Here is a 15599-nt window from a genome sequence, read left to right as displayed (position 1 = left end):
GATAAAGGAAAAGGTGTGAATTCTAAAGATTTTGTAGAAAAGATTAACTTTATCAAAAAAGGGCTTTTTAGCCAATTTGCTAATGATGAGTTAGCCGTGCAGAGCGCGCAAGCAAGTCTAAATATGCAAGAGCTAGACTTTAAAAAGCAAGAATTAAACCTCGCGATTAAAAAAACGCTCATAGAGCTTGAGCTCACCATAAGCAGAGAGCGCATTAATAATCTCAAAGCAGGAGCAGACGCGATAAGCTCCATAATCCAAGCAGAGAGCATTAAGCGGAGTGTGATAGATAATGCCGCGATTAATAAGGCAAATGCGTATATCGGGTTTTTTAATGTCGCGATGAATGCCATTGCTAACAACAGCGCAAGCCTTAATGACGGCAGTGCGTTAGCAAATATCAGCGAAGTAGTCTTGAAAGAAATCGCACAAATTGACACCAAACCCTTAAGTCAAAACTATGATACGATGCTTAAGGAATACGGAGAGCTTGCAAAGATTCAGAGTTTGGGCTTAGGCAGTAAGCAAATAGGCATATACGCGCCAAAAAATATTATCACGACAAGTGAAAGAATGATCATTTTAGGAATGAGCGTGTATGGAGAAAATGAGAGCTATTTTTTAATCGATGATGAGCAAATCACTACGCAGGATAACAAAGCCTTGCATTTCCATAAAAAGAACGCAGGTATCTATAAAGTAACCTTTAAGGCAAAGAATAATGATAATGAATTTGTGAGCGAGAGCATTTATATAGAAGTCAGAGAGGAGATTTGATGGACGCACAAGCAATACAAGAAATGGAGAATAAAAAGCCATTTTTACAAAAAATAGGAGCAGAGAGCAGCGGCGCGGCGTTAGTCAATAAACAAATGAATAACGCCTCTACCCAGCCCCCTATAAGCGAAGCAGACGCACAAGCAAAACTTTTGGGGGAGAGTTTGAGCTTTGATGATGCTAAGAGCAGTGAGGAGATTAACGCGATACAACCCCCGCAAGAGATTCCCCCCTCTCCACAAGATATGATGATACAACCCGATAAATACGAGGGGAGCTACCTTGATAAGAGACGCAATACAGGCGTGGCATACTTTGATAAAAAAGAGCATCTTAGCCTAATGGACGCGTATTTAGCCAAGCAATTAGGATTAAATGTCAGCTATGTGTTTCATAAAATGGACATTAAGAGCGACAACACGCACAGGGTAACCAATCAGACAAAGAGTGTGAATGAAATCACCAAGCATTTAGGCAATGCCAAAAGCACGATAGAGATGCTTATCGGTATGGGCGGGCAAAAGACTTTTAACGAAGCCTTAAAGCAAGGGGTCAAAAATGTAACCTTTGGGGCGATAGGTAACACGCGGGATTTTGAGGTGTATAAAGACAGACTTTTAGCAAATTACACGGTAGCAAAAAGCAGGGGTGATGGCAGAATCCTAGCGGGGGAATTAGAGCAGAGTAAAAAGCTTATCCCTTATCTTAGCAATCAAAAAGGCGCGCTTGCCATAACAAAAAATATCCTCCAAGAGACCAAGCACAGGATAGGGGAGCATATCCAAAATGTCAAATACAGCGGGCTTAATCCCGAGCAAATAAGGTATTATGAGCAGGGTTTGGCACAGATTAACACAGCGGAGAAATTACTCCAAGCCGCACAGACAGAAAACAGAGAGCTAAACGGAAAAGAAACGGCAGATTTATTAGTATTGATGGGATTTGCGCACAAATAAGGAGAAGAAATGCAGGCAGTAGATTTTAAAACACATGCGAGAGTTGATTTTGATAAATTTGAGAGCTTAGGGGGGAAGAAAGAGTATCTCTTAGAGCATTTAAAGAATCTTGACACAGATTTAAAGTGGGAGCAGTTAGAGGCTTTGCCTTTAGAGCAACAATACGATTATTTGAAAAACAATCCCTTTAATATCAATGTCAATAATCCGAGTAAAAATATAGACACACTCTACTCACCACAATATAAAGAAAATCTCGCAAAGCAAAGTTTGAAAAAATATGAATTTGAGCGCGCAAATCAAAGCTTAGGGCAAGATATTAAAGACTTTGCAAGCAGTGCGCTAGAATATGCCACAGGATACGAAAATGAAAATATACAAGAGCGTAAGGCACGACTGAATGAAGTGCAACAAACTGCCTCCCAAGCAAATCTCACTAGTGATAAATTAAAGGGCTTAGGCTTAAAAGGCTATAGTAATGAAGTCGCGACCTTGCAGCGCGGGTATAGCAATGTAATCGATGCCTTTACGGACAGATTTACCCAAAAAAGCGGGGTAGAAAAAGCGCATGATCAAAAAGTCAATGCCTACCAAGCTTTGCAACAGCACGGGAGCAAAAGCTATGCAGAGCTTGATGAGCAAGAAAAACAGCAAGTGATGCCCCTTGTCAAAGAATCTTTAGGGATAGTCAGTCGGCTTTTTCGAGACGATAAAGAGCAGTGGGAGTTTTTTAAGGACCTAACGCGCGCACAAGAATATGTGCAAGATTTTAGTGCGATGAGCAGGAAGCTAGAAAATATTTTACCCAGCCAGCAATTTTTACACGAGCTTTGGAGCAGTGAGAGCCTTAGTGAGAAGCAAACCCAAGCGTTAAAGGATTATGAGATTGTCGCGGAGAAAATGGGCTTTGATGCGCTTGCTTATAATCAACACGGGCTTTATTTTATCAAGCAGGGTAAGGTCTTTAAAGTCGATGAGAATTTTAACACAATGGTGAATAATGCCATAAAAGACAATATCGGCAGTATAAGCTTAGGGATAGCAGGAGCGATAGCAGGGAGTAAAAAGGGTCTCAAAGGTGCGATCGCAGGAGGTGCGCTCGGGGGATTTGCAGGGGGGATAAGCGATGCGGTATTGACAGATTTAGTGCTAGAGCGTGATGTGAGTATCCCCGAGCTACTTTTACACGGAAGCCAAGAAGCGAGCTTTAATATCGCGGGGGATTTAGCCTTTGCGGGTATCGGAGCGGTGGTAAAGGGTGTGAAAAACTCTAGCTTTTTTAAGCTCAAACCCGATGACACGCAAGAGGGTATGAAAAAAATCTTTACTAAGATAAGTGCGAGTTTGCAAGGGCAAAATGTCGGGGCGATTGATAGAATCTTAAAAGAGCATGGCACGAAACAATCCCGAAGCGACAATTTAGAGCGGTTTTTATCCACACAGAGTGAGAATGTCATAAGGGACGATTTCAAAGAAAATACGCTTATTAATAGCCTAATCTCTAAGGCGCGGGAGTATCTCCCTCTGAATAAGCTTGATTCTCTAAGTGCGAAAGATGAAACGGTTAAAGGCAAGCAACAAGAGCTTTTAGCAAATGTGCTTAAAAATAAAGACTTAGCCGATGCCCTCGCAGGACAGCTTGATGATGTCGAAGCGCGCATTTTAAGCCAAGCGATGAATAAAATGGCAAAAGACTTTAAGGCTTTGAGCGGGGATTATGAGAAGCTTATCGCAAAAGAAGTGCTTAAAAATGAAACAAACCCTAGCTTGCCTAAAGTCTTTCAAGCCTTAGTGAGCCAAGCAGAAAACGAAGTAAAGAATAATTATAAAAAGGCAGTGGGGGAGCTACAAAACGCACTTGAGGGAGAGAGGCTAGATCTTTTAACTCCTTTTAAACAAATGGCAGATATAGCGATTACAGACTTTGGGATTAATAGCGACATCAGTAAGCTTTTGATTAATGAAGTGAAAAACCTAGAGGGACGCAATATCACGATTAAAGAAGCTTTAGAGAAGAGAAAAGATATTAATCAAATCCTCAAAAACTTTAATGACAATCCTAATACTTTGAAAAAATTTAGAGTTGATGAGAGTATGGCAATGCTCAAAGACGCCATAGACACTACGATACATAATGCCATAGAAAAGAAAATCGCTAAGATGCAGATGAGTAAAATGTCAGAGGCGAAGAATGCACTTGAAAAAATAAATATAGATACGCTTAATGAAGAGCAAAAGCAAAAGGAGCTTTTTAAAGAGGCAAACGCACTACTAAGCCCAACAGGTGAGCCGCTAACCCGCCCGTTCAGCACGGGGATTAACTTAGATAGTAACCGCACGCTTGCAAGTGATATTATACCACAAAGCATAAAATTAGATAAGCACGAAGTGCTTAATAATCTAAGCCATTATCTTAGACCTCAAACCACACTCCCTAAAGAGATTGATATTGATGCGTTTCTGACACAATTAGCAAACTTTGAGAATAAAGAAAACTTTATAAAACATTTACAAAGCAGAAATGACGCAAAAAACCGAATGGCATATTTACACTTAGTAGAGCCTACCTTTAAAGAGCCAAACCTCATTTTAAGCTTTAAAGACGGAAAGAAAGAATACATTAAATCCTTTCAAACAGACAAGGGGGATATAAAATATCTCTTAGTAACTCGAGATAATGATAGGCTATTAATCACAGGGATTCCTAATGTGCAAGAGCGGTATTTAAAAAATGAGATAGATAAGGCGGACATTATCCTCCCTTTCATTCCGCAGGACAGGCATATACAAAGGGGAGGGCTGTCAGAAAGTATTATACCACAAAGCACAAAATTAGACAAGCACGAAGTGCTTAATAATCTAAGCCATTATCTTAGACCTCAAACCACACTCCCTAAAGAGATTGATATTGATGCGTTTTTAAAACAAGTAGCGGATTTTGATAATAAAGAGAATTTTATCAAACACTTGCAAAACAAGAATGACGCAGACAAACGCCTCGCATATTTACACTTAGTAGAGCCTACCTTTAAAGAGCCAAACCTCATTTTAAGCTTTAAAGACGGAAAGAAAGAATACATTAAATCCTTTCAAACAGACAAGGGGGATATAAAATATCTTTTGGTAACCCAAGACAATGATAGGCTATTAATCACAGGGATTCCTAATGTAGATGAAAAATATTTAAGGGGACAAGTAACACACGCGGACCTTATCCAAACTTTTATTCCGCAGGAGCAGCAAGCAAAGAGTGGGCTGCTAAAAGATATTATACCACAAAGCACAAAATTAGACAAGCAAGCAGAGATTTTTGACACAATAGTTACACAAGCAGTGGATAATTACGCACAAAGTGCAGAATTTAAGGCATTAAGCGCGGACAAACAAAGGGCGATACTTTCTTTAAAATATATCCAACCCGAGCAGATGCCAATGGGAGTAAAAATCAAGGATTTGGAGAATCTTAAAACACATTTTGCAGATAAGGCAGATAGAGAGCAAAGAGAGGAGTTTTTAAAACTTTTTAAGACTACTAAAGAAAAGCCCGATTTGGTCTTAGAAATTAGCCGAAATGGTGAATTGCGTCAGGAATATATTAAGGCATTCCAACACAAAGAAAATAAGAATTTATATTATCTAGCTATTACGCAAGATGAGATAAATATCACAGGGATTCCAACAACCCAAGTCAAAAAAGTAATCAATGATATTGTAAGAAGTGAAAGGATATTAAATGCGGAGAGTTTGCAGGGAATCCTTAACCCCGCCGACCTTGTCAATAAGACACAAAGCCCTGCAGTCTCAAAAGATATTATACCACAGCAAGCGCAGGATTTGCGACAAATATTAGAGAATTTCAAAAAAGCAAATATTGATTATGCGGATATGAAACACAGGCTTAATGACAAGCTCACTAAAGCAATCTTTATGGATAAGCCTAAAAAGAGCACGATAAATTCAATGCGCAGCGTGGAAGAGTGGAAAAAGGCAGTGCTAGATAAGCAGTGGGTAGATTCTATACAAGGGCTAGAAAATACTATTTTTGCTAAGTTTAATCCCAGAATGCAGGAAGCCACGCAAACGCTTTTAATCTTTAGAGCCTTGGAGAGACATATTAAAGAGAATGACGGCGCGAGTATGATAAATCTCACCAAAGCCCTAAAAGACATCGCAGAGCTTGAAAAGCTCCCTTTGCACCCTCAAGCACAAAACGCGCTCAATATCTTTAAAGAGTTAGCAAGTGTGTATCAATTCGCTCACAAAATAGCCGGGGCAAAAGGCTTTAAGAGCGGGGCAGGGAATGGAGCGTTAAGCACTTCACTAGAGGGCAGAGCAAAGGTATTTTTGGTCAATAAGCTTTTTAGGAATCTCTTTTTTAGAGTCCCTCATATCGGGGATAAAGATGCCGTGCTATTCCACCTAAAAAGGGCAGTCCAAGAGCTCAAATACCCAAGAGCCATTACCTTAGATATGCTTAATAACCCTAAGCTTACCCACCCCCAGCCTCCCACGCCGAGTAATCCTAGCGGAGATGTGTTTATCACAGAATCTATGGCAAAAGATATACAAGATCTCGCCAATGATGAACATATGATGCTAGGGGAGTTGGAGCAGAAAATAGGTGCTTTAAGGGGAGAAAACAAATTTATCAAAGAGCTTAGTAATGGGGATAAAATCTTTAAAGATGCAAGTGGCAAAACCCACAAACTAAGCAATGAAGTGCAAGAACAATGGCTAAAGACCTTTAATCTTAAGAGCTTAGATGAGGATTTTATCCCGCATTTTAGCCCCGAAGTAAAAAAAGCTTTAGGAGATAAAAAAGTCAAGCTCACACAAGGAAGCCTTTTGAAGCTAAGTGCAAAAAATCGCACGCAATATATCCCACAAATCAAAGAGACGCTAGAGAATCCTGATAAAATTATTTCACATCAAGGAAATGTTATTTTTGCTAGGGAAATTGATGATAAAAAGTATTTTACAAGTGTAGGTAAAGATTTTGATACACATATCACTATCGTAAGCAATGCACCTAAAAAGACAAATAATTTAGAAAATAAAATGTTTGATGGTGGAGAAGTGATTTATCAATCTACCAAGTTTGAAAATCTCCGTTACAACCAAACTTTTACAGAGCAACGCTTAATGCCCAACAAGATTGACAATGACATTATATCACAAAATGCAGAAAAAAGCAAAATGCTTTTAGAAGCCTTAGAAGAAGATAGGGTGATTTATACAAAGGTGGGCAGTGGGAGATTAGAATCCCAAGACATAGAAGAGCTTAAAAATATCCTAAGGGAGGATTTGTCTCAAACACAAGGATTTAAGGGCGGGGAAGTTGCTGGCGCGTCTGATATATTAAAATCGGGCGGAACTTACTCTAAGCCCTCTGACTTGCAGATTGAATACCCCGCTAACCAAGTAAGTGGCAAAAACCCTACCGACATTATACCACAAAAAGTATTTGATATGTCAGAGGTGAATTTTAACACCTTAGATGATTTTGTGTATTATGCTAATCTCGTAGGGATAGACTTCAAAAACCTCCCACAAGCTAAAGAAGCCTATCAATACATACTAGAGCATTTAAAAGAGCTAGAGTGCTAAGGGTTTAAATGGATAAAGAGACAATCCAAAAAGAGCTAGCTACTCGAGCGTTAGCCAAAAAAAGCCTCAAACACTTTGTGCTACTCAAGTGGGAGCGGTATGAGAAAAAGCCTTTTATGGATAATTGGCATTATGATTATTTGTGCAAGGTTTTAGAAAATACCTTGCCTTGCAATACCGAAAATCTTGGATTTATACCCGAAAGACAGACCATTACAAGGCTTATGATAAATATGCCTCCCTCTTATGGTAAAACCGAAATTATCGCGCGCTGCTTTATCGCGTGGGCTTTGGGGAATTATCCTCAAAGGAAGTTTTTTTATATCAGTTATAGCGATGAGCTGTGTAGGAAAATCAGCAATCAAGTGCGCGACTTGCTTAAAAGTCGGTTTTTTGCGAGTGTGTTTGGTAAGAATCCGCAGTTTTTACAAGACAATGCAAATGAGTTTATCTTTAAAGAGGGGGGAGGGCTATTCGTAACGACACTTAAGAGTGCTTTGACAGGGTTTCACGCACACCAAATCCTTATCGATGATCCTATCAAAGTCAGTGCGATGACAAGCAGGAGTGAGCGAAACTTAGTCAATCAAAACTTTAAAGAAAGTGTGATGAGCCGACTTCAAGACAATCAAAGCAATATCACGATTTTGATGCAAAGACTCGGCGATGAGGATTTGTGCGGATTCTTGCTTAGTGAGAAAAACTTTGAGCGCTCTATTATCGAGCAATGGCAACAAATCAGCCTTAAGGCACTCAATGACAAGGAGGAGAGCTACTCCATAGGGGAGTATAGCTATCAGAGAGCAGCACACACCGCGTTATTTCCTTTGAGGCATACCAAAGAGGAGCTAGAGCGTCTAAGGCTGCAAATGGGTAATGATGAATTCTCTACGCAATATCAGCAAGACCCGCAAGTGAGTGAAGCGGGGTATTTTGAAAAGGTGTATTTTAAGACTATCCCTAGCTATGAATGCAGCGCGCAAAATCTCTATATCTTTGTGGATAATGCAATGAGCCTTAATGCGAATGCAGACAATAGGGCTTTAGTGCTTATCGGGGTAGAATCGTATCAAGAAGCGGTGCGCTATGTCGTGCGGGATTGTCTGTGCGGGATATGGAGTGAGGAAGAGACACTCAAAGAGCTTATAAGCCTTATGTATGACAATCCCACTGCAAAGGTTTATATAGAGAGCGAGGGGGGAGGGCTCACGCTAGAGCGACTTTTAGAGAATGAAATCGTAAGGTTTAATTTTAACGCAAAGAGCAGCGGGAAAAATGCCATTATTAACTCCGTCAAATGCTACACCCCTAGTCGGAAAATCAGCAAGGTAGAGAAGATAAAGGCAATCAGACCTTACTATAACACCGGCTTTTTGGTGTTTTTGCACAATGCGCGGGGATTAAAACAAATCAAAAAAGAGCTTTTTAGCTTTAATCCCGCAAAGCCCTTTCGGAAAGATGATTGTATCGATGCGATCGCAAGTGCGATGATGCACGATGAAGTGATACCTATAAGGGGAGCAAAAAAGCAGGGCGTGCAGGGGAGGAGGTTATCACGCCCAGCATGGAACATCTAAAAGCATTCAGCTTTGGGTATCCATAGCAGAGATTAGCAAAATTTTAAGGGTTTAGAGCATTCAGCTTTGGGTAATCATTTCGCAGATTTTGGAGATTTTGAAGGTTCGCAGACCTCTAGTCTAGCCTCACCTCCAAAATCTCCAAAAAACCACGAAAGCAATACCGCGAATCTTAGAATGCTAAGCGTTTTTTTTGGAATGTAAAGATTTTTGAAAAGTTTAAGGAAAAAACTAAGAATCACGCGGAGGGATTTTTGATGAATTTTAAGAGTTTTCGCAAAAAGAAAAGGGGTTTATCCCCTCCTCACTCCCCTTAACCCCGAAAAGAATAAAGCCGCCGCTTTTTCTTTTTGGCTTCTGCTTGCAGTGATGTGAAGCAAAGCGGAACGAAAAACAAGGGGAGAGCCTCGCTTTATCCGCTTCTAGCTCAAATCGTGCGGAGGCACTGCTGCCTCCTTTAATCACGATTTACGCACCACGAAGCGGGCGAGAAAGAATGAAGACAAAGGAATCACAAAAAATTCTAGTCATTGCGAGGAAAAATCTTTGCTTTGCAAATGAGCATAAGGGAGCGGACTTAGCGTCCGTAACCGCAATGCGAATGCAGCAATCAAGGATTTTAACCGCAAGGACGAATTTATCTTAATTGGAATAAGGAATAAGGGTTATGCAAGGAGAGCGAAATGAGACGCACTTAGTGTGCGTTGCAATGAGTAAGCCGCAGCATTCCCTTATTAGTCGCTCAAAACTGAATTTATCTTAATTTGCAAAAGGAGTATTTATGAGTTTTTGGAATCCTACCGCTTACTTCAACGGCTCAAAATTCTACCGACTAAGGAACAAATACACCGAGCAATACTTTGAAGCCGCGCTCAAGGTGATAAGGCAAGAGGGCTTAAAGGTGTGTGATTTGAATGATAGCACAAGGACTATCACCCTAAGCAATGATCAGCGATTTATGTATCAAGAGGCAAAAGCAAACAACACTCTAAGCGCGACCAAAAAGAAGCTAGAGAGAGAGTTTTTAAAAGGCAGCATAGGGTGGGTAAAGTGGGTTGATGAGAATAATGTCAAAGTGCATAGGAAAGGCTTAAGGAGTTTTTGTGAAAGTTTGGCGATGCACAGAGCCACGAGAGAGACAGGCTATGTATGGCATCTAGTCAGTGATGAAATAAGGCAGAGCTGGCTCAATCAAGCGATTATCCAAATTATAGTCCTTATCGCCTCTGAAGCCCTTAAAGCGATACCTTTTACAGGGTGGGCGGCGTATGTAGTGAAATTTGTCGCTTACACATCGTGGTATGGCTCACTCATAGCCTATATGACCTTACGCATCTTAGAGCTAAAAGATATGTATGATAAGACAAAGATTAATCATATCAATGCCTTAGATCTCAGCGAAAAATTAAGCGTGAGCCTTAATGCAAGGGCAAATGATATGCTTAGGCATAAAAAATACATCGGAGAGAGTGCGAAGCTTTTTAGCGGGATAAGAATCTATGCGAGTGGGGATATATATATGAGCGAAGCCGCAGGGAGTGAGAGCTTTTGCCCCACGCAGAGCTTTACCCCTTATAAGCATTTCCTCCCTAAAGACGCAAAAGAGCCTCAAGAAGAGGGCATCGATGAGCAGATACAAAATCGCGCACACTATACAGAAGCGGGAAATAAGGGCTATAACGCTAATCCTTATATCCCTCAAGCACAGATTAAAAAGCTCGATCATGACAGCGCGTTTAAGAAAAATTATTTTACCCTCCATAATCAGCGACTGCAAAGGGGGTATGCCAAGCTTTGTGCGTTTATTATCGATGAGTATGAGCCTTATGTCAAGCGCACAGCTTACAGCGCGAGTGAATGGATACAAGCGGTGTATGATAACGATATAGATTTTTATAAAAATGTGCTTTATACCTATCTGCAAAGCAAAGATATGCTTTACAAGCTAGAGCGATACAATTACGCACTAAGGGCGGATTTTGATTATTTTAATAGGTTTGATAGGAGCTATGAAAGCAGACAAGATATGAGCATCAGCGATACGCGGGGTTTGAGTGAGGAAGTAGCGCAATATGAGAGCGAGCAGGAGGCACAGAGTGAGGATAAGGACCAAGAGGAAGCTTTAAATATGCTTATCTCCCTTAAGGCGATGGCGCAAGAGCAAGAAAGCGGGGAATACAGCGAAGAGAGGGATTATTTTGATACGCAAGGCGAGGTGTTTTTGGGGTATAAGAGGGCGTTTATCCAGCAAATGAGTGAGGAGAGAGATATTTTAAAAATGCTCATACATGAGGAGCTCAAAGTATGGTATTTGAGTGAATATAAAGGGGTATTTTATGGTATTGTGTCAGAGGAGATAATGGAGCAATACAGAGAGCATATTATGTTTTTACAATACGCACAGAGTATCGGTGTGCTTGATACAAAGGGAGGGTATGGAGTTTTGTATGTGGATTTGGAGACGGGGGAAGTGGGGGTTGAGTTGAGAGATGAGAGAATAGAGGAGGATCTGAAAAGAGCATTCAGCTTTGGGTAATCATTGCGTGGATTAAGTATTTTTTAGGTTTTAGAGCAATTCAGCTTTGGGTATCCATAGCAGAGATTAGCAAAATTTTAAGGGTTCATAGGCACTAGCCTTATTCACCCCTAAAATTTTGCTAAAGCTCCACTAGCAATACCGCGAATCTTAGAATGCTAAGCGTTTTTTTTGGAATGTAAAGATTTTTGAAAAGTTTAAAGAAAAATCCAAAGAATCACGCGGAGGGATTTTTTGATGAATTTTAAGAGTTGTGAAGCTTTGAGCGCGAGGAGTTACCTAAGCGGTAATGACGAAGTGCGAAAAGCAAACTCTCTTAAAAAGTCGCAAAAAAGCCAACGCGAAATTTTTAACCCTTTAAAAATAACACACTTTTTAATATATTTATTAATATAAAGTTACGCAAAAGGAGTAAAAAGGTGAGCAAAAAGCAACAAATGGCAGATGGCTTCAAAAACGGCACTGATGGGGCAAAAATATGGAATGCGATTTTTAATGATAATGACAAAGGGCGCAAAGCACAAACTAAGATAAAAGATAAAGACAACTACAAAACACCTTTTGAGAAAAAATAATGCGAGAAGTCCTAAGCACAAAGCCTACAAAGATATTTTTTAAAAATCGCTATGACAAGATAGAAAGCATCATTGCGCTAGAGCCTGATATAAGCACCCATTTGCCTACCTTTACGCCAAGGATAAGGGCACTCCTTGAGAACAAACAAGAGCTTTTTATCTACGAGGGGGAGGGGGTAGCCCCTATAGAATCGTGCCTTAAGAAATATGACTTTAAGGCTTTATGCGTGAAAGATTTAGATCGTTACTTACAGCAAAAGAGTTTCAAGGGTATCCCTTATCCTCAAAGGGAGCTTATAGAAGCGTTTGTAGAGCTTTATGAGCTTAATACGAGTAGGGATTTTACCCTTTGCCCCCCTTATTTTATGAAGAAAATGGCAGAGCTTTTGGGAGAAAGGCACGATGATTGCAAATAAGAATGAAATCAAAGGATTTTACCTCACGCACGATATGAGCCCCAAAGACACCGCGGCGCATTTTAATATCTCTTATCGGACGCTTATGCACTGGATAAAGACCGAAAAATGGGAGCGGGGAGGGGCGATAAAAAATATCCATATCACGCAACAAGCGGTTTTTAAGGATAATGCAAATAAGGTGATTGACATCGCCCAAGCAAAGATAAAAAATGAAATCAGGGCGAATTTGGGGGAGCTAAGCCTTGATAAACTTGTAGAAAATAACCTCCTAGAGACAAGCACCGATGAAGTGCTGCTCAAGGCAATGAATCTCAACTATATCCAAAAAAACATCGCCTTAAGCGCGATCATCGCTAAGGATAGTATGCTAAGAATGCTCAATTACCAAAGGGAGCAGGGCGATATTAAAAATGAGCCGACATTGATTTTGTGTGCGGAAAAGACCGCGCGGCTTTTTATGGATATGCAGCAGACGATTTATGGTAAAAATACGCACAGCGAGGAGAAAAACACCAACGATTTGGCGAGTTTGAGTATTGCCGAGCTAAAATCCATCATAGAGCAATAAGCATTCAGCTTTGGGTAATCATTGCGTGGATTAAGTATTTTTTAGGGGAATATCGCAGACCCTTAGTCTAGCTCACCCCTAAAAAATACTTAAAACCGCCCAAGCAATACCGCGAATCTTAGAATGCTAAGCGTTTTTTTGGAATGTAAAGATTTTTGAAAAGTTTAAAGAAAAATCCAAAGAATCACGCGGAGGGATTTTTTGAGGGATTTTAAGAGTTGTGAAGCTTTGAGCGCGAGGAGTTACCTAAGCGGTAATGACGAAGTGCGAAAAGCAAACTCTCTTAAAAGTCGCAAAAAGCCAACGCGAAAAACACAAGAAACCGCCCAAGATTTAGAATCTAGGGAGGATTAATGAATTTGCAAAGAGTAAATTAATGCTCTTTGCATTTATCAATCAAAGCAAGGAGCGCATCAAGATTTTGTGCTTTTTTATAGTTCTCAAGCCACGAATCCACCCAAATAGGTGTTTCTCCCTTTTGTTTCCAATTCATTAGCGTTTGATAAGGCATTCCCACAATAGCAGTAAATTCCTTTTTAGAAAGCCCTAATGACTCTAGTTTTTGCTCAAATTCTGTGTTTTTCATTAAATTCCTTTAACTATTATAGTTATAAATATAACAAAATATAACTAAAATAATTATAAAAGCCTTGACAAAATGATTAAAATAATATATAATTATATCATAAATTAACTAAAATAGTTAATTTAAATCCAAAAGAAAGGAGCAAAGCAAGATGAAAACTTTAGATATTATGATTAAACTCGCATTTTTAATCTACATCATCTCTAAGATAATCCACACTTGGATACCTTAGAGTAAGGGGCGATAAGCCCCGCTATCGTTTTCATCTGTTGCTATTCTACCATAAAAGGAGTAAAAATGAGTGAAATTATCGGATATGTAGCGGAAATCGCCGAAGTGCTGGTGATAGTCGGGCTTGTGTTTTATGTCGATGCCTTGCGTAAGCGCATTGAAAAGTTAGAATCTAAGGAGGATTAAAGGAGCAAAAGATGAACGCTAGTGATGTGCTCGAGTTAATCACTGCTTTAATCTGCTTGATAACTGCAATTATTAGCTTAAGGGGTTTTTTAAGCCCCTTTTTTCATCTTTTGCTTTCCCATTGTGCATTGAGTGCAAAGGTTTAATCGGCTTGAAAAAGAAGTAAAGAATCTAAAGGATAAAATTAAAAGTTAGGGCTTTTGCGATATAATGACACAAAAGGATATGATAATGAAAGATAGTGAGAATCTCATTAAAAAGACTTGCAAAGAGCTAGGATTGACTTATCGTGAGCTTGGGTCGTGCATCGGATATAGCGAGAGTGCGCTCAATAACGCAGCAAGACAAGATAAAATAAGCGAACCACTTAGCTTTGCTATTGCTTTATATCTTGAGAATTTGAAACTTAAAGAAGAGCTAGAAGATTTCAGAACTCTTAAAAAAATTCTTGCAAAAACACTTTAAAAGTGTTTTTATTCTACTAAAAACATAAATAATATATAATAACTATTGACTTTAACACTTAATTAGTGTATAATTATCTTATCAAAACATAAATAAAGTGTTTTGAAATTCAAGAAAGGAGATACACAAATGAAATGGCTAGATTTAATCATCAAGTTATCACGACTTGTAGCCATTATCCTTTGGATTATTAAAATCCTAAGCGGATAGGCAAAGGGAGGAAACCTCCCTTAAATCCATAGGCATTTGTGTATCTATAATCTTAGCATAAAAGGAGTAAAAATGCTAGAAAATGTATTGTTTGGTGTGATTATTTTGTGGCTTTGTGCGTTAAGCTATAAGGTGTTTAAAATGGATAAAAAGGACTAGGTGGGCGCAAGTGTTAGCTAAAGCGTAGCTTCTTTAGCAAAATGGCTTTTGAGATTTGAGGTGTGTCTATTTTTTATTCCTATCGGCAATTGCCTTTTTGGTCATTGCATTAAAATCTTGGCTAAGTTTGTCAATCACGAGCTCCTCAATGACTTTGTATTTTTGCGCGAGTTTGTAGTTCTCAAGCCAACTATCCACCCAAATAGGGATAGGTTTGCTCTCATCTTTCCAATTTGCCACAGAACTATAGGCTAACCCTGTCATATTACAAAAATCTTGCCGTGAAATGCCGAGACTCTTGAGCTTGGCATCAAAATCTTTTTTATTCATTTTTTACTCCTTTGGTTTATAAAACATTTTACCAAAAATTACTTAAAGAGTAAATAGAAATGTAAAAAATATATTAAAAAAGTAATATCACTCTTGACAATATCATCAAAAAAGTATATAATTATGGTATGTTTTTACTTAAAAGGTAAAAACAAATCCAAAGAAAGGAGCAAAGCAAGATGAAAACTTTAGATATTATGGTTAAAGTGGCGACTTTAATCTATATCATCTCTAAGATAATCCAGTGGATAGCTTAGGATAAGGGGCGATAAGCCCCCTATCGTTTTCATCTGTTGCTATTCTACCATAAAAGGAGTAAAAAATGAGTGAAATTATCGGATATGTAGCGGAAATCGCCGAAGTGCTAGTGATAGTCGGGCTTGTGTTTTATGTCGATGCCTTGCGTAAGCGCATTGA

Annotated in this window: 12 protein-coding genes; 10 read left to right on the top strand and 2 right to left on the bottom strand. The window is 39.3% G+C overall.

Annotated features, from left to right (window positions below; translation table 11 throughout):
• The first annotated feature begins 15 nt into the window (after nucleotides 1–15).
• From LS68_RS09175 to LS68_RS09615, 9 genes are all read left to right on the top strand, one after another.
• Nucleotides 16–777 (top strand): hypothetical protein, encoded by a 762-nt coding sequence (locus LS68_RS09175; RefSeq protein ID WP_034374009.1) that lies wholly within the window; start codon nucleotides 16–18, stop codon nucleotides 775–777.
• Nucleotides 777–1733, top strand: coding sequence for a hypothetical protein (locus LS68_RS09170; RefSeq protein ID WP_034374006.1), 957 nt, complete (start codon nucleotides 777–779; stop codon nucleotides 1731–1733). The genes LS68_RS09175 and LS68_RS09170 overlap by 1 nt, the downstream gene beginning before the upstream one ends.
• A gap of 9 nt (nucleotides 1734–1742) precedes the next feature.
• Nucleotides 1743–7340, top strand: coding sequence for a PBECR2 nuclease fold domain-containing protein (locus LS68_RS09630; protein ID WP_158621840.1), 5598 nt, complete (start codon nucleotides 1743–1745; stop codon nucleotides 7338–7340).
• 8 nt (nucleotides 7341–7348) lie between these two features.
• Complete coding sequence (locus LS68_RS09160) at nucleotides 7349–8917, top strand: terminase family protein (RefSeq protein WP_034374161.1); 1569 nt, start codon at nucleotides 7349–7351, stop codon at nucleotides 8915–8917.
• A 781-nt stretch (nucleotides 8918–9698) separates the two neighbouring features.
• Nucleotides 9699–11453, top strand: coding sequence for a hypothetical protein (locus tag LS68_RS09155; protein WP_138091460.1), 1755 nt, complete (start codon nucleotides 9699–9701; stop codon nucleotides 11451–11453).
• Nucleotides 11454–11872: 419 nt separating this feature from the next.
• On the top strand, nucleotides 11873–12028 hold the full coding sequence (locus LS68_RS09620) for a hypothetical protein (protein ID WP_158621838.1): 156 nt from the start codon (nucleotides 11873–11875) through the stop codon (nucleotides 12026–12028).
• Nucleotides 12028–12444, top strand: coding sequence for a hypothetical protein (locus LS68_RS09150; protein ID WP_034374368.1), 417 nt, complete (start codon nucleotides 12028–12030; stop codon nucleotides 12442–12444). The genes LS68_RS09620 and LS68_RS09150 overlap by 1 nt, the downstream gene beginning before the upstream one ends.
• Nucleotides 12431–13015, top strand: a complete 585-nt coding sequence (locus LS68_RS09145; RefSeq protein ID WP_052100559.1) for a helix-turn-helix domain-containing protein — start codon at nucleotides 12431–12433, stop codon at nucleotides 13013–13015. Before LS68_RS09150 ends, LS68_RS09145 begins: the two co-directional genes overlap by 14 nt.
• A 201-nt stretch (nucleotides 13016–13216) precedes the next feature.
• A complete protein-coding gene (locus tag LS68_RS09615; protein WP_158621837.1) occupies nucleotides 13217–13369 on the top strand; it encodes a hypothetical protein in 153 nt (50 codons plus the stop codon).
• A gap of 19 nt (nucleotides 13370–13388) precedes the next feature.
• Here the strand turns inward: LS68_RS09615 and LS68_RS09140 are convergent, their stop codons facing one another.
• Entirely contained in the window at nucleotides 13389–13601 is a 213-nt protein-coding gene (locus LS68_RS09140; RefSeq protein ID WP_034374472.1) for a hypothetical protein, read from the bottom strand.
• A gap of 645 nt (nucleotides 13602–14246) precedes the next feature.
• On the opposite strand from LS68_RS09140, the gene LS68_RS09135 reads away from it, so the two are divergent.
• Nucleotides 14247–14483 (top strand): hypothetical protein, encoded by a 237-nt coding sequence (locus tag LS68_RS09135; protein ID WP_052100558.1) that lies wholly within the window; start codon nucleotides 14247–14249, stop codon nucleotides 14481–14483.
• 435 nt (nucleotides 14484–14918) lie between these two features.
• On the opposite strand, the gene LS68_RS09130 is transcribed toward LS68_RS09135, so the two are convergent.
• A complete protein-coding gene (locus LS68_RS09130) occupies nucleotides 14919–15182 on the bottom strand; it encodes a hypothetical protein (RefSeq protein WP_052100557.1) in 264 nt (87 codons plus the stop codon).
• Nucleotides 15183–15599: the final 417 nt, after the last annotated feature.

Origin of the sequence: Helicobacter sp. MIT 05-5293 (assembly GCF_000765665.2) — a bacterium.
Lineage (GTDB): Bacteria > Campylobacterota > Campylobacteria > Campylobacterales > Helicobacteraceae > Helicobacter_C.
This window is presented reverse-complemented; position numbering and strand designations above follow the sequence as displayed.

Bases quoted from the DNA above. Each gene is read 5' to 3' on its own strand.
- LS68_RS09170 (WP_034374006.1), top strand. From the start codon at position 777: ATGGACGCACAAGCAATACAAGAAATGGAGAATAAAAAGCCATTTTTA.
- LS68_RS09160 (WP_034374161.1), top strand. From the start codon at position 7,349: ATGGATAAAGAGACAATCCAAAAAGAGCTAGCTACTCGAGCGTTAGCC.
- LS68_RS09145 (WP_052100559.1), top strand. From the start codon at position 12,431: ATGATTGCAAATAAGAATGAAATCAAAGGATTTTACCTCACGCACGAT.
- LS68_RS09130 (WP_052100557.1), bottom strand. From the start codon at position 15,182: ATGAATAAAAAAGATTTTGATGCCAAGCTCAAGAGTCTCGGCATTTCA.
- LS68_RS09630 (WP_158621840.1), top strand. From the start codon at position 1,743: ATGCAGGCAGTAGATTTTAAAACACATGCGAGAGTTGATTTTGATAAA.
- LS68_RS09155 (WP_138091460.1), top strand. From the start codon at position 9,699: ATGAGTTTTTGGAATCCTACCGCTTACTTCAACGGCTCAAAATTCTAC.
- LS68_RS09150 (WP_034374368.1), top strand. From the start codon at position 12,028: ATGCGAGAAGTCCTAAGCACAAAGCCTACAAAGATATTTTTTAAAAAT.
- LS68_RS09140 (WP_034374472.1), bottom strand. From the start codon at position 13,601: ATGAAAAACACAGAATTTGAGCAAAAACTAGAGTCATTAGGGCTTTCT.